The 18,422-nt window shown below is 57.0% G+C and carries 14 protein-coding genes; 5 read left to right on the forward strand and 9 right to left on the reverse strand.

Annotated elements, in window-relative coordinates; translation table 11 throughout:
• Positions 1-233: 233 nt before the first annotated feature.
• Positions 234-719, reverse strand: a complete 486-nt coding sequence (locus FKM97_RS17010; protein ID WP_144293625.1) for a hypothetical protein — start codon at positions 717-719, stop codon at positions 234-236.
• A gap of 236 nt (positions 720-955) precedes the next feature.
• Between FKM97_RS17010 and FKM97_RS17015 the strand changes: the two genes are divergently transcribed.
• The gene (locus FKM97_RS17015; protein WP_428977915.1) at positions 956-2,572 is read left to right on the forward strand and encodes a peptide chain release factor 3; all 1,617 of its coding nucleotides are present in this window, start codon (positions 956-958) and stop codon (positions 2,570-2,572) included.
• A gap of 57 nt (positions 2,573-2,629) precedes the next feature.
• Here the strand turns inward: FKM97_RS17015 and FKM97_RS26360 are convergent, their stop codons facing one another.
• Positions 2,630-4,624, reverse strand: coding sequence for an OmpA family protein (locus FKM97_RS26360; protein WP_170240965.1), 1,995 nt, complete (start codon positions 4,622-4,624; stop codon positions 2,630-2,632).
• Positions 4,625-5,432: 808 nt separating this feature from the next.
• Here FKM97_RS26360 and FKM97_RS17035 point away from each other — a divergent pair.
• Positions 5,433-5,966, forward strand: coding sequence for a GNAT family N-acetyltransferase (locus FKM97_RS17035; protein WP_144293627.1), 534 nt, complete (start codon positions 5,433-5,435; stop codon positions 5,964-5,966).
• A gap of 384 nt (positions 5,967-6,350) precedes the next feature.
• Here FKM97_RS17035 and FKM97_RS17040 read toward each other — a convergent pair whose 3' ends face one another.
• Positions 6,351-8,294 (reverse strand): c-type cytochrome, encoded by a 1,944-nt coding sequence (locus FKM97_RS17040; protein WP_170240966.1) that lies wholly within the window; start codon positions 8,292-8,294, stop codon positions 6,351-6,353.
• Between the two features lie 342 nt (positions 8,295-8,636).
• Between FKM97_RS17040 and FKM97_RS26560 the strand changes: the two genes are divergently transcribed.
• Positions 8,637-9,245 (forward strand): BA14K family protein, encoded by a 609-nt coding sequence (locus FKM97_RS26560; RefSeq protein ID WP_205015127.1) that lies wholly within the window; start codon positions 8,637-8,639, stop codon positions 9,243-9,245.
• 56 nt (positions 9,246-9,301) lie between these two features.
• Here FKM97_RS26560 and FKM97_RS17050 read toward each other — a convergent pair whose 3' ends face one another.
• The 4 genes from FKM97_RS17050 to FKM97_RS17065 form a co-directional block, all read right to left on the reverse strand.
• Complete coding sequence (locus tag FKM97_RS17050) at positions 9,302-9,448, reverse strand: DUF3096 domain-containing protein (protein WP_144293629.1); 147 nt, start codon at positions 9,446-9,448, stop codon at positions 9,302-9,304.
• Positions 9,449-9,696: 248 nt separating this feature from the next.
• Positions 9,697-10,569 (reverse strand): efflux RND transporter periplasmic adaptor subunit, encoded by an 873-nt coding sequence (locus FKM97_RS17055; RefSeq protein ID WP_144293630.1) that lies wholly within the window; start codon positions 10,567-10,569, stop codon positions 9,697-9,699.
• Complete coding sequence (locus tag FKM97_RS17060) at positions 10,560-10,790, reverse strand: DUF1656 domain-containing protein (protein WP_144293631.1); 231 nt, start codon at positions 10,788-10,790, stop codon at positions 10,560-10,562. Before FKM97_RS17060 ends, FKM97_RS17055 begins: the two co-directional genes overlap by 10 nt.
• Positions 10,787-12,919 (reverse strand): FUSC family protein, encoded by a 2,133-nt coding sequence (locus tag FKM97_RS17065; protein ID WP_144293632.1) that lies wholly within the window; start codon positions 12,917-12,919, stop codon positions 10,787-10,789. The genes FKM97_RS17060 and FKM97_RS17065 overlap by 4 nt, the downstream gene beginning before the upstream one ends.
• 683 nt (positions 12,920-13,602) lie before the next feature.
• On the opposite strand from FKM97_RS17065, the gene FKM97_RS17070 reads away from it, so the two are divergent.
• A complete protein-coding gene (locus FKM97_RS17070) occupies positions 13,603-15,135 on the forward strand; it encodes an acyl-CoA carboxylase subunit beta (protein ID WP_144293633.1) in 1,533 nt (510 codons plus the stop codon).
• A gap of 55 nt (positions 15,136-15,190) precedes the next feature.
• On the opposite strand, the gene FKM97_RS17075 is transcribed toward FKM97_RS17070, so the two are convergent.
• Positions 15,191-15,565 (reverse strand): hypothetical protein, encoded by a 375-nt coding sequence (locus tag FKM97_RS17075; protein ID WP_144293634.1) that lies wholly within the window; start codon positions 15,563-15,565, stop codon positions 15,191-15,193.
• A gap of 382 nt (positions 15,566-15,947) precedes the next feature.
• Between FKM97_RS17075 and FKM97_RS17080 the strand changes: the two genes are divergently transcribed.
• On the forward strand, positions 15,948-16,631 hold the full coding sequence (locus tag FKM97_RS17080; RefSeq protein WP_144293635.1) for a Crp/Fnr family transcriptional regulator: 684 nt from the start codon (positions 15,948-15,950) through the stop codon (positions 16,629-16,631).
• A 79-nt stretch (positions 16,632-16,710) separates the two neighbouring features.
• Here the strand turns inward: FKM97_RS17080 and FKM97_RS17085 are convergent, their stop codons facing one another.
• Positions 16,711-18,384, reverse strand: coding sequence for a long-chain-fatty-acid--CoA ligase (locus FKM97_RS17085; RefSeq protein ID WP_246105126.1), 1,674 nt, complete (start codon positions 18,382-18,384; stop codon positions 16,711-16,713).
• Positions 18,385-18,422: the final 38 nt, after the last annotated feature.

Below are 18,422 nucleotides of genomic sequence, written 5' to 3' on the forward strand. Positions count from 1 at the left end.
CATGGCGGCGATGCGCATGCCAGAGGTCGGTGCGAAGTTCATTTTCCTCGCCGCGGCGTAGGTTGCGTTCATAAAGAATACCAGACGACGGCCCGCGGTAAGGCAGGGGCTGTAGGATGACCAATGCGCGGATCGATGGCTGACTGACCAAAGGAATCGGCCACGGACGAATCGCCTGCGAGGTCTCTGCAAACTTGGATATCAAAAGCCAATGGGCCACAAAGGAGCGGCGATCAAAATGAAAAGAGATCCCGTGGATGATAAATGGGATCTTCCGGAAGGTAGGAGACGATGTTCTTCTCGGCTCCATTCAAGGTGTTGATCATCTCCTGAAGGTTTTGGACACCGAAAGATTTCACCCCTTCGAAATAGGCTACGGCCTGCGTCGGTTCCTTCGAAAATGCGTTATCAAGCTGAGTAGCAACCCGCTCGAATGTTGTTTTCTGGTGATTTTCGAGAATGTCAAACGGGGCGTTCACTCTCGATCGCAAAAGTGGCTCGGCGCGGAACGCGTCCTTCATGCTCTCCGTCGCGACGGAGAGTTCGCTGAGATGATGGTACAGCGCGAGACGACGACCGATCATCTGCCGTGAGAACCCTAGGGTATCCACGCTTGGATCCGGGAGGCCGTCTGTGAAGTCCTGAAAAAGGACGATCGAGCGCTCAGCGGAACCCCGTGCTGCGGCAAAGTAATTTTTGACAATATTTGAATTAATCATGGTTAATATCAAAAATATAACTGACGATGGTGAATAAAATAAATTGTCTTAATATGTACTATTTTTCAAATAACATATAGTGATCTTAATAAACTAAAATTCCTGCATAAGATTTCTATGGATACCCAGGCATTGCGGCATCATTTTGCCACTTGGCGTGCAGGGCCATGCCGTTGCTTTTTTCCAGGAGATGACGATATGTGCGGATATCGAACCCGCAGATTTGAGAGACTCTATTGAGCTTGTCCAGCACTGATCCTGACATCCAGATTTTTTCGCAGCCAGCGCCTTACGAGTCCCGTCGGACCTTCGCGATCATTTCGCATCCTGATGCGGGCAAGACGACGCTGACGGAGAAGCTTCTCCTTTCCGGCGGTGCCATTCGCGCAGCGGGAGCCGTGAGGGCGCGGGGCGAGCGTCGGCGAACGCGATCCGATTGGCTTTCGATCGAGCAACAGCGCGGTATTTCCGTCTCAAGCTCGGTCATGACCTTTGAACGGGGCGGACTGACCTTCAATCTGCTCGACACGCCGGGGCACGAGGATTTCTCTGAGGACACTTATCGAACCCTGACCGCTGTGGACTCGGCCGTGATGGTCATCGATGCGGCCAAGGGGATCGAGGCGCAGACGCGCAAACTGTTCGAAGTCTGCCGGTTACGCGACATACCGATCATCACCTTCATCAATAAGGTGGACCAAGAAGGTCGCGATCCGTTCGAATTGCTGGACGAGATCGAATCAATTTTGGCCCTCGATGTCACCCCGATGACGTGGCCCGTGGGGATGGGCTCGGCCTTTCACGGTCTCTACGATATCCACGGGCACAAGTTTCTCACCTCGTCTCAAGGACGAGGACAGGTGCATGATAAAGTCCTGGATCTGAGCGGCCCCGACGATACGGTGCTCGACCACATGGTGCCGGATTACGTCACCGGTCCGTTTCGCGAGACCGTCGGACTCGCCACAGAAGCCTATGGAGCGCTTTCCCTGGAGAGCTACCGGGAAGGACATCAGACGCCCGTATTCTTCGGGTCCGCATTGCGGGACTATGGTGTTGCCCAGCTTCTGGATGCCCTCGCGACGCTCGCACCGCCGCCCCGTTCCCAACCGGGGGAGCCCCATGCCATCACGCCGGATGAAGACAGGGTGACCGGGTTCATCTTCAAGGTTCAGGCCAACATGGACCCCAATCATCGCGACCGCATCGCCTTCATGCGGCTGTGTTCGGGAACGTTCAAACGCGGCATGAAATTACGACAGGTGAGCTCGGGAAAGAGCATCGCCGTGCACAGTCCGATTTTTTTCTTCGCGCAGGAGCGAGAGCTTGCCGAGGAGGCTCTGCCCGGCGACATCATCGGCATCCCCAATCATGGAGTGTTGCGGGTGGGCGATGGGTTGGTCGAAGGTGATGACGTCCGTTTCACCGGCATTCCGAATTTCGCCCCGGAAATCCTCCGCCGAATCCGCTTGGATGATCCCATGAAATCAAAGCAACTGCGGCGCGCCTTGGAGGATTTGGCTGAGGAGGGGGTCACCCAGATCTTCAGACCCGTGCTGGGATCGAACTGGATCGTTGGGGTGGTCGGGCAGTTGCAGCTCGACGTCCTCAAATCGCGGGTCGAGCAAGAATACAAGGTCGCGATGGGCTTCGAAGCTTCCCCGTTCGAGACGGCCCGATGGATCGCGTCGGACGAGGCGGGCGAACTGAAGCGTTTCGAGGAGTATCATCGGTCTGCTTTGGCGGAGGATCGTGACGGGGCTCCCGTCTTCATGGCGAGATCCATATGGGACCTCAATCGCTGCATCCAGGACTGGCCAAAGATTCGCTTCACCGACACGAGAGAGCGTTGAGGTCCAGCCCAGGAGGTCCGCCCTTCACGTGAGAAGGGCGGACCTTGTCGCTTAGGTTTAGTTCCCGGCTATGAGCGGGGTGATGCGTCGCACGGACACGCGACGGTTCTCCTGCTCGGGCTCCGGGGTCGGGATCTTAAGGTAACGTTTGCCATACCCCACCGTCTGTAGGCTGTCGGGCTCGATGACATAGTATTCCACCAGGGCCTGTTTTACAGCCTCAGCCCTTTTCCGCGACAGTTCGAGGTTTGCCGCATCGGACCCAACTGCATCGGTATGGCCCTCGATCAGGAACGTCTCCTGCGGATTTTTAGCCAGCATCTCCTCGATAGACTGGCCAAGGGTGTCGAGCTTCTCGATCTCCTCAGGTCTCACAAATGCCTCGTTGAACCCGAAGTTGATGATATCGAGATCGATCGCTGGCATCAGTTCCCGGATCTCAGGCTGTTCCATCACCTGCTGCGGGGTATATGTCTGCTGTGGCGGCAGGGGCTGCAGCGGCGGTGCCGATAGCTGGCCGTAAACCACATCCTCTGGATATTCGGCAATCGAGATATAGGGTTGCGGCACAAAAACAACGCCGGGCTCTATATAGATGACGGTTTCCCGATCTCTATAGCGCCATTCATCGCGACGACGCCAACGATCGTCCCGATCATCGCGAAGGCGGCGCCGGAGATAATCGCGATCGTCATCCAAGATCCGTCTGTAACGGCGCTCTTCGTCGCGTGACAGCTTGCCGTTGGCGATGAGCCATTCAATGTCGTTGGCGCGCCTACGAAGGTCACGCTCATTCAGGTCCTTCGGATTCCGGCGATCATCGACGTAGCGTCGATTGACATTGGAGAAATCGCGCTCACCCTGCCACTCGTCATACCGATTCCAGCCCGGCTCACGATTGTTCCCATCACGGGTGACGCGGCCCCGAAGGGTCTGGCGATCCCGATCCAGTCTCTCCAGTAGCTGATCGCGCTCCCGGTCACTTAGATCGCGACGCTGAAGGGCGTCTCGGTTCTCGTCCAGACGGCGACGAAGCGCCTTCTCGTCGAGTTGATCGGCCTTACGATCATCCCGCAGCACGTCACGGGCTCTTTCCTCGCGGCGCTTGCGCACGTCTGGATCATTGTCCCTCTGGCGTCCTCTGACCTCTTCGGTTCCATTTGGGTTGCCACCGCCGCCGCCGATGCGGCGCTGCATCAACTCCTGACGATCCTTCTGCAATTGCTCGCGGGCGGCGTCTCGGGCCTTTTTATCAAGCTTGCTGTCGTTGACCGCGTCACGGTTGCGCCGCACACGATCGTTCAAATCCTGATCTGAGGCAGACGAACCACCTTGACCGCCTCTTGTCTGGTCGCGACCGCCGTTCTGCTGGCGATTATCGTTCGAACGATTGTTCTGCTGCTGGTCACGGCTGGGGGTCTGGTTGTTCTCCTGACGCTCCTGCTGACGATTGTTCTGGCGCTCCTGCTGCTCCTTTTGGCGCTGCTGGCGCTGCTCTTGCTGTTCCTTTTGACGCTGCTCGCGCTGCTCTTGCTGACGATTGTTCTGCTGCTCCTGCTGGCGCTGCTTCTGGCGCGTATTCTGTTCGTCGCCCTGCTGCTTCTGGCGTTGCTGGCGTTGCTCCTGCTGTTCCTTCTGGCGCTGCTGGCGCTGCTCCTGTTGTTCCTTCTGACGCTGCTCGCGCTGCTCCTGCTGACGATTGTTCTGACGCTCTTGCTGCTGGCGCTGCTTCTGGTTCTGGTTCTGGCGGGTATTTTGATCATCATCAGAGTTCTGCCGCTGCTGCTTTTGCTGCTGGCGCTCTTGCTGCTGCTGCTGCTTTTGCTGCTGGCGATTGTTCTGCCGCTCCTGCTGTTCCTGCTGGCGGTTGTTTTGCCGCTCCTGCTGTTTCTGCTGCTTCTCTTGTTGACGCTCCTGTTGTTTCTGCTGCTTACGCTGCTGTTGCGAATCCTGATCTTGTTCGCCGTTGGATTGGGCGCTGACGAAGGCGGTCGGGCTTGCGCTCAGAATCAGCGCCGCCGCAAAGGCCGCCATTACGTTTCGCTTTCTCATTCAAATCTCCCATTGGGGTCTTAATTTCCGGTACGCCTGATCCGCCCATGAAGCGCACCGCTGCATGGCTGTCATTTTTGGCAGCGCGCCTGAACAATGCCTGAACGCGCGGGTGGTTCCGGGGCAGGGGCCAGTCAGCTGATAAGAGAAATTTAACCAAAGCAGCCCTTCGTTAACGTTGGCACTGAGGCGCAGTTGCCGCAGCCGGGCGGGGGCTCTAGCTTCCGTGTCCGCGACGAAGAGGTGAGTTCGGTGTTCGTCCAGAAGGGAAGCTGCCGCCACTATCGCGATTCCGTCTTGCTGGGCATGGCATGCCAGAAGGGGGTGGCCGTTCTTGAGCACTGCCAAGCAGCTGGAGGTGGGATCGATACGCTCCCCTGCAAATCGCATGGGAGAGGTTGCTTCACCTGCACCCTCTATCAGGAACCGAGCACCCAAGAGCTCGAAGAACAAGCTCGGTTCTTCCATGAGGCGCTCGAACGGGCGGCGACGGTGCGCCGAACCCTCAGCCAGGCTGACCCCCGACCCGGGAGTTCCGGAAGTCTTCCTTGTCCCGTATGTGGGGAAAAGCTGAGTTGGAGCCGCGATGGTCAGGGAGAAATATCCGCCCGGTGTTCGACAGATGGTTGCGTCTCCTTTCCCTTCACCGAGGGCGAGCCGCCGCCCATGCGTCGACAACTGCTCACCGAACAGCGGCTCAGTCGAAAGCCGACGAGATTAACCAAATAATAAACAAACATTATCGACTCTCTTAACGATTGGGTAAGGTTAAGGCGTCGTTAAGGCCAGCTGTGCTCGAGGAGGCCAAATGGAGAGCAGCCGGTTGTCTCGCCTTGCCCTGCGGCGGGAAGGCGAGTGGGGGATTGGTGCGTCGGGTTGCTGGACCCGTAGCAAAGACAAGGTGGAATCGGAACTCACACCACTTGTGAGGGTGGTTGAGACGTTCGAAGATCTGGAGCGCGTCTTCGCGCTGCGGAACGCGGCTGCTCTTGCAGGAGATCCGCCACCGACGAAAGATACTGAAATCGATGAGTCCGATTTCGGGGCCACGCATCTTGTAGGCTTCGTCGGCCCCAGGGCCGTCGCCAGTCTGCGACTCCGAGTCTGCGGCAGGGAGGCTATCCTTGATCGGTTTGTCATCATGGCGTCCCACAATCGGAGGCTGTTTGCTCAGCTGAGAGACCTGGCCCTGACGCTGTGCCAGGCTCGGAATGTGACGATTGTCACCGACGAAACGTCCGAGGCTGCGCGTTCCGTCATGAATATTCGTGATGGCAGGCTGGCAGTCGGCACAATGGGAGCGGACGGCCGTCGATCCGTAACGAAGGATGGGATATCTTGATGGCAGATAAGAAGCAAAACTCCGCCCAGCTTAGCGACAGATATCCAACCCGAAGCATCGCGCGTTTACGACCGATCAGTCGCGGTGCCACTGTCATGGTCATCGGGGGTCATCAGGAGCAGGCCTGCGGTGACGACAAGAATATGCGAAGATCGGAATTTGCCAGAAGCAATGGTAGGGGCATGTTTACGCTGTCAAACACTAACGCACCTCGCTCCGGTAAGCTGAGTTAGGATAAGACTTCCGTGAACAGAGACCATGCGTGCGGCTGTTTGCCCCGCGAACCAGAAAATTCTGACGGGAACACTCCGAAAAGTTAGCGGCCGGCCGTAACGGTGGGGATCTCGTAACGAACGCGAGGTCCCCCCGTTGCAGGTAAGCCGTTCATCTGGCCGCCGCTTGTCCGGCTGTTGGCGCGACGGGATAGTTCATCGTCTTCACTTGCAGTGCCGAGATGACCTGCTCGCCAAAGCGTGAAAGCGATCCCTGCTTCACCGCGTCATCCGCCGCTTCGCCAGCAATTGCCTCGCAATAGCCAATGATGAGCGCATTTGCGACGTCTGCTGGTTTTACGTTTTTCTGCCCGAGCTGAGCATAGAGATCGTCCGTCAAGGTTATCACTTTTGCTGCGCTGAGCTCCAGGTTGGTCGGAGTGCCTAAAGCGGTCTTTGCGGCCGCAACCAGATCGGCCGGCACAGCCTGCACGGCCGCCGATGGACATGAGAAGCTGACGGCTTCCTGAGCGGGTAGGCGGATGGTTAGTGATCGGCCGAGAGGGATGGCCCAAACGATCCCCATTTCAGTGCTGGGCGAAACTTCATCATTGAAGAGATATGACGAGACGTTGACGGCGAAACGCTTCAACTCGGCGGCCTTGGCCGCATCCGTCGCGTCAGACGCAGCCACGCGAGGGCAGTAGGCGGCTACAAGGTTATTGACGACCTGGGCGTTGCTCGCATTAGGCTCGTCCGAGCGATAGGTGCCGACCAGTCGTGGAATGTCTACGCTGGACGTCAGCAAAGTGCCGCTGGCGACCTCGTCAAAGGCTGCATCGACATCGCTGTTGGACTGACCGCCTACCTGAGGACAATCAAAGTTCGACGCCTGCTGATCATCGTAGACTGGGAGCGACATGGTGGTACGCCAGGTCGCCACCATCCGCGGATTTGCATTTGTCAGGCCCTCATTGCCCCACATGGTGCGGACGTAATTGGTCAGATCAGCGATCTGCCGATCGGAGAACTCCCCAGCGAAAGACGGCATGTCGACTAAGCCATCATGTGCTGCAATCCCTTGGAGGATGACGCTAATCACATTGTAAGGCTCCGCCGCGGTGACCGCCGGGTTATCCTTCAAGGGAGGCACCGCGCCAGGCATGCCAACGCCGCCCTCCTGGTGACAGCTCATGCAATTATCGACGTAGAGCTCGGCCGCTCCTGGCGCTTCGGCAACAAGGACAGTGTCCGCGTTCTTGGGGGCCCCGGTCTTGCCCAGGAGATAGGTGGCCACCGCTTCGACGTCGGCGTCTTCCAGCTTAGCGAGACTATCGTGAACGACTTCATACATCGGCCCCAAAACCGTCGAGTCCTTTGATGCGCCGTCTTTAAGAAATTGCACGAGCTGGGGTTTCGTCCATCCCTCGCGTCCCAGGCCCTGCGGCGAGATATTCGGTGCAAACCACGTATCGATCTTCGCTCCCTGGAGAGCCTTGCTCGATTCGGTCGCTCCCATCAAATTGCGGGGTGTATGGCAGTCGCCGCAGTGACCCAAGGCATCAACGAGGTAAGCGCCACGATTCCAGTCCGCACCCTCAGAGGGATCGGGCTCAAAGCGACCAGGTCGAAAGTTCAACTCGCGCCAGACCATCATGCCCATGCGAACATTGAACGGAAATTCGAGCCCATTGGGCATGTCGGGCCGGCTCACCGCCGGAATGGTCTTCACGTAAGCCCACAAGGCCTTCATGTCGTCGTCGGTGATCTTGGTATAGCTATCAAATGGCATGCCGGGATAGAGATATTTGCCGTCCGCGCGGATCCCGTTCCGCACCGCATTCTCGAACTGTTCAAAGGTCCAGTCACCGATTCCGCTGTCGCGATCTGAAGTAATATTGACTGAATACAAGGTCCCGAAGGGGGTGTTCAGAGGTAAGCCGCCAGCGAAGGGCTGGCCACCGACGGCCGTATGACACGGCATGCAGTCCCCGGCCGTAGCGATGTAGCGTCCTCGTTCCACGAGAGTCGCATCCGCCGTGTCCTGCGCAACAGCTGGCACTACACAAGCGGTGGACAAGAGAAGGGTCAGTAAACCTGCACGTACCGCTGTCATCGTTTCGCCCCGCATTGTCGCTCTCTGCCGTCAGCATCGTGCCTAGAACGCCTGTGAACAAGTTGATTTCACAGAACCGTTCTAATTTCTAGACTCTTACAAAGGAATGAAATCCTCCTCGGGCCAGCGTGCATCGAGGTCCTGTCAAACAAACTGCGCAGCCGTGTTTGTGCCGGCCTGAGAATGGCCGCCAGAGGCGGCAGGGCAGTCAGACGTTGAATGTTAGTGAATTGTGATGGCGAAGCTCGGAGCCATTTCGCGTCAGTGGCGTTAGAATTGTGACAGCGGACAGGGGCTTCCGTCCCATCGCTCGTAAGGTGCTGAGGCACCGGAGGATTGAACATGAGAAATTGGCTTTTGGGTGCGGCAGGCGCTGTGGTCCTGGGTCTCGGATTTATGACGAATTCGCCAGCTTCCGCGGCCTCTCTTGGCGCCTTGAACCTGAGCGACCAGATGCGGGCCGCAGCATCTAATCCGCTGGTCCACGAGGTGGCCAGCCGACGCTATCGAGGTGGCGGCGGTTATCGGGGGGGTCATCGAGGGTACAATCGGAGGGCCTACAACAGGGGCGGCTACCGTGGAGGCCAGCGGTATCGCCATGGCGGCGGCTGGAACGGTCGACACGGCTGGAATCGGCGCCACGGTTGGAATAGACGCAACGGGTGGAATCGCCGCCATGGATGGTATGGCGGCGGAGGTGGTGGGTGGGGCTATTGGGGCCCGGGCGCCTATTTCGGACTTGGCCTAGGCGCGGCGGCTCTCGCAGCTCCATACTACTACGGCGGCTATGGTTATAATGATTATGGTTATGCGCCGGCCTACAGTGGCGGTGGTGGACTCGAGCCATGGAGCCCGGAGTGGTACCGCTACTGTTCTTCGCGCTACCGCAGCTTCAATCCGGGTACAGGCTATTTCACAGCCTATTCGGGTCGGAAGATCTTCTGCCGCTAATCCTGCATCAGAGATGATGAGGGCGGGCCGGAATCATCCGGCCCGCCCTCATCTGATCAAAAAAGACCCAAGCCAAGTATCCCGATCACAATCAAATAAATCGCAACCACATAGTTCAGCAGCCTGGGCATCACCAGGATCAACACTCCGGCGACCAGAGCGATGATCGGCTGAATCAAATGTGGCTCTAACGTAATATTCATATGAAGCTCCATCCCCACGACATCCGGTGCATCTTGCAGAGTGTCTCACATTAGACAAGGCGCACTGTCTGCCTGGATGGAGAAAAACCCCGGCGGGGGATGCGCCGGGGTTTTTGTGAGGTCGATTCCGCGGGGGGAGGAACCGTTCTGACCTCTCCGATCGCAGGGGATGAACGATCGTATGCAGTCAAAACGTCTCTCCATCTCCGGAGTTCCAACCGCGCGATCACAAATCTGTGAAAATATGATCAGTCGTTTTTCACGGTCACCGTCGCGGTTAAACCAGCCACAAGGCGCAGATCAGGGGGGAGGTTTTCCAGGGAAATGCGCACCGGAACTCTCTGGGCCAAGCGCACCCATGTGAAATTGGGATCGACATTCGCAAGGAGACCGACCTGATCAACGCCCGCCTCGGCGATGCCGCGACTCACGCCCTGCACGCGGCCGGCAAGCTTGATACCCCCTGCCATCAGGAGCACTTCTGCTGCCGCACCGTCACGGATAGCAGGGAGCTTGGTTTCCATGAAATAGGCGTAGACATAGTAGCTGTCGCTATCGATAATCGCCATTACCGGTGTGCCGGTGGTCGCGTAATCGCCGACACTGGCCGTCAGATTAGTGATAAATCCGTTCACCGGAGATCGAACCGTACTCCGCTCAAGATTGATCTGCGCGGTTTTTAGGGCAGCCTGAGCTTGATCAAGCTCCGCCGCCGCAACGGCAGCCGTGGCACGAGAGGTTTCGACCTGCACCTGGGAGATCGCCCCGGCATCCGATTTTGCCACCTGCTCGTCGCGAGCCGCATTGTCGCTGGCAAGACGCAAGCTTGCCTTCTTGTTCTCCACCAGAGCCTGAGCTTCGGCGAGAGCCGCCTGGAAACGATCGGGCTCGATGACGAAGACCACGTCACCTTTCCGCACCCGCTGATTATCGATGACATTGAGAGTGGAAATCAGGCCGGGGACATCCGGGGCGAGATTGAGGATCGTCGCGCGCACACGCGCGTCCCTTGTCCAAGGCTCATACATATAGAAATCCCACAACTTCCAGGCAATCACCAGGGCACCCATGGTCATGATGAGCGTCACGGCAACGCGAACCATCTGATTACCTACAGCCACCGCGGGACTCCTGAGAAAATCATGCCACCCAGCAGGACGATGAACAGGGCGACGTCGAACAATGGACGGTGCCAGACAAACCGGTCCAGGCCCGATCGGCGCATGACCCAGCGCAGGGCGAAGAAAGGGATGAAGGTGAGCAGAATCCACAACGCCAAAGTCGGCAGGTAAAATCCGAAAACATCGAGCGGCTGGAGACTCTCGACATTGAGGCTGCTCATGAAAGCGTCTGCGTCAGGAAACGACGATCGGTGTTCAGGCGATCCAACATAAAACGCATCGACGCCAGCACATGGGCGAGTGAAATCGTCTGCTGGGCCCCGACGTCCATGGGAGATGCCGCAAGTTCGCCATAGGCGGAAGTGACTGACCTCGAGGCGTCATCGACAAGCGACTCTCGGCTTTCGGTGGATTGTGCTCGAAGCAGTTCCTCGAAGCCGACTGCGAGGTTGTCTAGACATTTCTCCACTGCTGCCCTGGCCGAAGAGGGCAGGGTGACGTCCGCCGCCCTAGCCTTCAATCTGATCATCTCCAAACTCATCGACGCCGCCCCGAAACTCGCCCCAAGGATTTCGTCATCCGCTGGGTTGGTTAGGTCAAGGCGCGGCATGAGCTCCAGCAAAGGGATGAAGATGGGCAAACGAGCACCATACTCCGGTCGTTCGCCACGGGCGGCAGCCGGCAGGGAGGCAACTACTCGTTGCCATTCTCGCTTGCGGCTGACTTGGGGATTGTAGGGAAGAATGAGGTTGATCGCGAGCACACCCCCGCTCATGCCGAGCAGTAAACCCGTCGAATTGTCGATGTATTGGGAGACATCGAAACTTGGGACATTGGTGAGCCCCAGCTGCGAAGAAAAAAAAGCGGAGAACACTGCGGCGACGAACGCATATTGCGGAATTGACATAAACAGGCCGGCAGGGATCAGGACAATCCCCAAAAGGGAGGCCAACATCACGAAGTCATCAAGACTTGGCAAAATGAAAGCCATGCCAAAAAAAGCAAGCACTACTGCGGCTGCGACTGCAGCGACAAAGCTCAAGGCAAGTCTGCCTGGATTCTCTGCGGTGACAAAGAAGACCATCATCACTGCCAAGCCAGTCATCGCCATAGCGCCAGCCGTCCAAGCTGTGGCAATCCAGAACACCCCGATTAGGCTTGGGGCGGCTGCCGCACGGGCAGCCTGAAGAAGGGCGGCGCGTTTGTTGCGCTCTATGGCGGCCACGATCAAGGGGACCGATGCCTGCGCTGTCGGCGCACCCGTCGCTGCAGCAACCACCCGCGCCAGGCTTTCAACCATATCGCCCGTACGTTCGATCACAAGCAACGCATCCGCCAAAGGATCAAGTGGGGCAATACCCGCCATAGATTCGAGGTTCGATCTTGCCTCCGCGATTATCGACCGACAACGATCGAGGGCTGCCTGAGCACCTGCACCGTGCGGACCCATTGGATCGCCGGCTATACTCTCCAAAAGCGCGGAAATCTCCTCAAGCGTTGGATCCAGGTGAGAGGCCATTTTACGATCTTCATGACAACGAAGATCGGCCAGTCGGACAAACAGGCCGCGGGCGACGGACAGAAGACCAAGAAACGCCCTCATCATCCGTGAGAGCGGCTCTTCCAATGTTTGCAATTCTGGCGTCTCAAAGACGGCATAGGATCGCAAGGCATCAAACTTGATGACGTCGGCAGCCATTTTCCGTCGAGTCTGGGCAAATGCCTCAGCGGGGGTGTCGGCCTTGAGTGTCATGGAGGCATAGTGAGCGAGGGAGGAAAACAGCACTTGCATGGAGGCACGCAGGCTATCACTCGCATAGCGCGGAAATATCAAGGCGCTGACAAGACCTACACAAACGATTCCCAGGCTCACCTCGGTGATGCGATCAACGGCGAGATTCCAAGCCTGATCGGGCTGAGCCGCCGAGCCAAAGCCGACCAAGAGCGCGGAATATGCCGCTAGAGCAAATCCGTACGAGGCGAAGTTGCGGGCGAGAGTGGCAAAATACGCGCAAGCGGCGAGCCACACAGCCATTGTGCCCAGAAATAAAGGACCCGACTGCGCAAATAGACCGAGCGCCAAAATGGCAAAGGCTGCTCCACATCCCGTACCGATGAGGCGGTATGCACCTTTGGCCCAAACGGCACCAAGGAGCGGCTGAGCAAGGAGATAGACGGTGATAATCGACCATTGTGGCTCCTTGACCTCAAGCCAGTAGGAGCAGACCAGGGCCAAAATCGCAGCCGCAAATGTCTTCAAGGAAAAAATCAAATTTTGGAGAGTGAACGGGGCGGAAAGAAAAGCGCCTATCCATGCAACTTCCCTGGCGAATTCCGCCTTCGCTGCCATACCCGCCGATCCTCGCCACAATGGAATCCATTTTCCCGGGAACGAGGAAAATGGCAAGGCGCCAGACGAGCCTTCCCCAGCAGCCTGCAAGGGTCATTCTTTCTCTGCTCAGCTAAGATGGCGATCACCAATTGTAACGAAGTATATCAGTCTGAAAATCTGTTACTTTTGGTTACAATTTGTTAACTACGATCCCTATGATTTCCAGCCCATGATCACCATAGCGACACAATTCCAATTTACTTAAAGATGCGACTTCGGGGAATGATTTCAGCTAGGTGCTTCAATGACGCGAACTATCTATGAGCTTGGAAGGCGCCAGAAGACTGTTATTTTCGACATTATCCTTTATGCATCCTGTGCAGTAGTTGCTTATGGTTTTCTGACGGTGATCCAGTGGAACTAAGACAATCAGAGCGCCAGGAACCTGCAAAAGACGGATCCGCAGCTTCGAGCCATTTTGCAGCGAAGAGCCCCGGGAGTCAGCAGCATCCGTGCTCGCAGACCCAGACACCCGCCGACCGAGCCTCTTCAATGGCCGGCGATGCATCCACCCGGAGATTCGCGCTGCGTTTTATTGCTGCGTTTTAGCCCGATGGCGTCGTGAAATGCGCAAGGGCGTTGCGTTTACGATCTTCGATGCTATGTAGCCTACCGCTGTGAATTCCACCGGAGTAGTAGGCATGGGCGACGTTTTGGGCGAACTTCAGGTGCGCAGAGAGGTCGCGCGGGCAGGTGGTGGGGAAAAACGCATTGCCGCTCAGCATGCGCGCGGCAAGCTCACTGCAAGGGAGCGGCTCGAGCTTCTCTTGGACGACGGCTCCTTCGAGGAGTTTGACATGTTCGTCGAACATCGCTCGACGGATTTCGGCATGGGGGAACAAAAGTTTCCCGGTGACGGCGTGGTCACAGGATGGGGGACAATCAACGGCCGGACCGTCTATGTTTTCGCAAAGGACTTCACGGTCTTCGGCGGCTCACTGTCCGAAACCCATGCTCGCAAGATCACCAAGATCCAGGACATGGCGTTGACCAACAGGGCTCCCTGCATCGGTCTGTTCGACGCAGGCGGAGCACGGATCCAGGAGGGCGTGGCCGCATTGGGAGGTTATGGCGAAGTGTTTCTTCGCAACGTGCTGTCTTCCGGTGTCATTCCGCAGATCTCGGTGATCATGGGCCCCTGCGCCGGCGGCGATGTGTATTCCCCCGCCATGACCGACTTCATCTTCATGGTGCGCGACACATCCTACATGTTCGTGACAGGTCCCGACGTCGTGAAGACGGTCACCAATGAGACGGTTACCGCGGAGCAGCTGGGCGGGGCCTCGATTCACACCACGAAGTCGTCGGTCGCCGACGGTGCCTATGACGATGATGTCGAAGCTCTGCTACAGATGCGGCGTTTGATCGATTTTCTTCCATCGTCGAACACGGAGGCGGTTCCGGAAATTCCGACCTTCGACAACCCCGATCGTATGGAGCAGTCTCTCGACACTCTGATCCCGGACAATCCCAATCAGCCCTATGACATGAGGGAGCTCATATCGAAGGTTGTGGATGAAGCGGATTTCTTTGAAATCCAAGAGGCTTACGCCAAGAATATGCTGGTCGGCTTCGGCCGCATGGAGGGCCGCACTGTAGGCATTGTGGCCAATCAACCCATGGTTCTGGCGGGCGTGCTCGATTCCGATGCTTCCAGGAAAGCAGCCCGCTTCGTTCGCTTCTGCGATTGTTTTTCGATCCCGATCGTCACATTTGTCGATGTCCCCGGCTTTCTTCCTGGAACCGCTCAGGAATATGGGGGGCTCATCAAGCATGGCGCCAAACTGCTCTTTGCTTTCGCCGAAGCGACAGTGCCCAAGATCACAATCATCACGCGGAAGGCGTATGGCGGCGCTTATGATGTCATGTCATCAAAACATATCCGCGGGGACGTGAATTATGCTTGGCCGTCTGCGGAAATCGCTGTGATGGGCCCAAAAGGCGCCGTTGAAATTCTCTATCGTTCCGAATTGGGAGATCCCGACAAGATCGCCGCTAGAATCAAGGAATATGAAACGCGCTTCGCGAACCCCTTCGTCGCAGCCGAGCGCGGCTATATCGACGAGGTGATCATGCCCCACTCAACCCGCAAGCGGATAACACGGGCCCTCAATATGCTGCGCCACAAGGCTCTAACCAACCCCTGGAAAAAACACGACAACATCCCGCTCTAATGAGAGACAGCGAGCAGGCCCTCCTCACATAAGGATGAGGAGGGCCTGTCGCGAATTAGGGTCGGATCACGATGGCAGGGCCACCGCCATAATACCCGGGAGCATAGCCGGGACCGGTCAGCCACCAGGGCGTCGCGTAGTAGTATCCGCCATATGCGTAGCCGTAGCCGGGACGCCTGTCGCGATAACGAGGGCCGTGATGGCCGCGGTTGTAGGACGAATAGCGACGCCGATCGCCGCGATCCCACCGCTCCTTGCCGCCGCCACGCCTATAGTCGCGATCCCGCCCGTTGCGTCCCTCGTTCCAGTCTCCGCCGCGACGCTCGTCCCGGACCTGAACCGCTGGTGCCGAAGGGCTGTTCGTCGTCGTCGCGGTGTTCCGATTGAGAGATCCGGCCGACGCCGTGGATCCCAGCGACGCGATTGACATCAATGAAAACAAAGCCCCAAAGGCTATATGTCTAACCTTCATACTCACAACCAACTCTCCTTCGCAGAACTCTCTGCTATTGGAAAGTGAACCCGGGCATTGACTGTTCGTTCCAAATTTAGCGATTTTCAAAGACGATGAAGGCAGTGCACAGTGCCAGATTAGGGCGGAGAAATTTAGCTTATCGAATTCCGCTATTTCGACCTTCGCAGATGCTGAAACTGGATACCCATCAATAAGACTGCGACTGTTGCGGCGGCGCCAACTCCGATCCAACGCTGGGCCCAGCGTTCTTGGACTGACTGGGTAGAGCTGTTCAGTTAAGCTCGCTCCCCGCTCGAAGAGACAATGAGGTCCCAGGCGGTCTGTGGGAGGGGGCGCAATGGATTATGTCGAGCCGATCGGTTACTTGGCATCGGCGCTGGTGTTCTTGACCTTCGCCATGAAAACGATCATTCCGCTTCGCATTTTAGCCATTGCTAGCAATATGGCGTTCCTGAGCTATGGTTATTTTGGGGGCATGGAGCCGATCTTTCTGCTTCATGCGGCCTTGTTGCCTCTTAACTCGTGGCGTCTCTTCCAAACATGGCAGTTGCTTGCCGCCATTCGCGGGGCTGCGACGACCGATCTGAACTTCGATTGGCTGCTGCCCTACATGACAAAATGCGAATTCAAGGCGGGCGAGCCGCTCTTTCGCAAGGGTGACCCTGCCAATAAGATGTTCACTATTGTCGAGGGCACAGCACGGCATGTCGAACTGGGGATCGACCTCGTTCCGGGTTCCTTAGTGGGGGAGATTGGGATCTTCTCTCCCCATAAGACGCGAACAGGGACAATCGTGGCGCAAACTGATTTGAAGGCCATGGCGATTGCCGAATTCAGGGTTCGGGAGCTTTACCACGACAATCGTGAAGCCGGGTTCTATCTCATCAGCTTGATCACCAAGCGGTTGGTCGCCAATATGGAGGCTCTGGAGGCAAAAGTGTCCGAAAGGTCTGCCTCAGCAGCCAAGCCACAGACACTGGGCGAGGCCATAAAGCCGGTGCCGTCGGCGCTCCGCCTTTGATCTGAGTGATCGCAGGAACGTCGACCTTTTATTGCAGGGTCATGCAAATCGAGTCTAGATCGTCTATCGCGAGACGACCCTATCTCAGCTCCTTTTTCGACAGTTTGCCGATCATCGTCTTTGGCAACTCGCTACGAAATTCCACCTCTCTAGGCATTTCAATGACGGAGAGCTTCGGTTTAAGAAATGTCAGAAGTTCCTGCTCTGTCAAATGGGCTCCATCACGAAGCCGAATAAAAGCTTTCGGTGCTTCACCGCGATACTCGTCGGGAACTCCGATGACCGTTACCTCAGCTACATCAGGATGTTCGTGTATGGCTTCTTCAATTCGGCGAGGATAGACGTTGAAGCCCGAGGCAATGATGATGTCCTTGATACGATCGACGAGATAGACATAACCCTCCTCGTCCATGTAACCCACATCGCCGGTCCGCAAAAAAGGCGGGAGGAAGATTTTTGCGGTTTCCTCAGGCTGATTCCAATAGCCCTTCATGACCTGCGGCCCGCTGATGCAAAGTTCGCCTTTCTCTCCGCAGGGCAAAGGGGCCGAGGGATCGTCCAAGGAGCGAATTTCCGCCACCGTGCCCGGAACCGGGAGACCGATGGAGCCATCTTTGGGTGCGACGTCGAAGGGGTTGATATGGGTTACCGGCGATGTCTCGCTGAGACCATAGCCCTCCACCAACCGGCAGCCGGCCAGAGCCTCGAACTTCCGACGAACCTCTAGAGGCAGTGGTGCGCCACCCGATATGCAGTATTTGAGCGAGCCAAAGATGTTGCGGTCGATCCCGGGATGATTGACCAGTGCGTTAAAGATCGTCGGCACCCCGGGGAGGATCGTTGGCTTTCGCTTTGAGATAAGAGTGATGGCCTCAACAAGATTAAATCGAGGCATGAGGATCATCTCAAAGCCATGAGCAATTGAGAAGTTCATGACTCCAGTCAGTGCGAAGACATGAAAGAAGGGCAGGATTGCCATCATGCGCTCCTCGCCTTCTTTGGCGCCAGAAAACCATAATCGCACCTGCTGGACGTTGATCGAGAGATTGGCGTGGGTCAGCATGGCCCCTTTGGGCGTACCCGTCGTTCCGCCAGTATACTGAAACACCGCCACATCATTCATGGGATCAATGATGGGTTTCGGATACTCGGAGCGCGATGTCAGCGCCGACAACTCCACATAAGGGTCCGTCGAGGGGACGGAAGCGAGTTGCTTGCGCTTGAGCAGTGAAAAGAGCAGCCCCTTGATCGGAGGGAGGATCGCACGAAAAGGACAAACAACCACATGCTGCAAGACTCCCGCCTCTGCCAGGCCGCGGACCTTCTCGAAAACTGCGGCGAGGTCGACGGTTATGATGGTGGACACCCCGGCATCCTGCGCCTGATGGCGAAGCTCTTCCACAGTGTAAAGAGGATTGAAATTCACGATGGTGCCACCGAGCTTCAGGACGGCGAAGAAGGCCGCAATAAAGTAGGGGGTATTAGGGAGGACCAATCCCACGCGCTTGTCGGGCCCAACGCCCAATCGAGACAAACCGCAGGCTAGCTCGTCTGTCATTGCTCCCATCTCGGCATAGCTCATCACCTCGCCTAGAAAATTTGTGCAAGGCTTTGATCCATATCGTTGAACAGCCAGGTCGAACATGTCGGGCAATGTCTGCGGCGTCAGCGGATGGTGCCAGTCGATTCCTGGGGGATAGGCCTTAAGCCAGGGATAGGAATTCGCGCCATCGGCGATATCGAGCGTATTCAATGGCTATCTCCCGGTGCGCTCACGCTGCAGATGAGGCA

The organism is Rhodoligotrophos appendicifer (genome assembly GCF_007474605.1).
In the GTDB taxonomy this organism is placed as follows: domain Bacteria; phylum Pseudomonadota; class Alphaproteobacteria; order Rhizobiales; family Im1; genus Rhodoligotrophos; species Rhodoligotrophos appendicifer.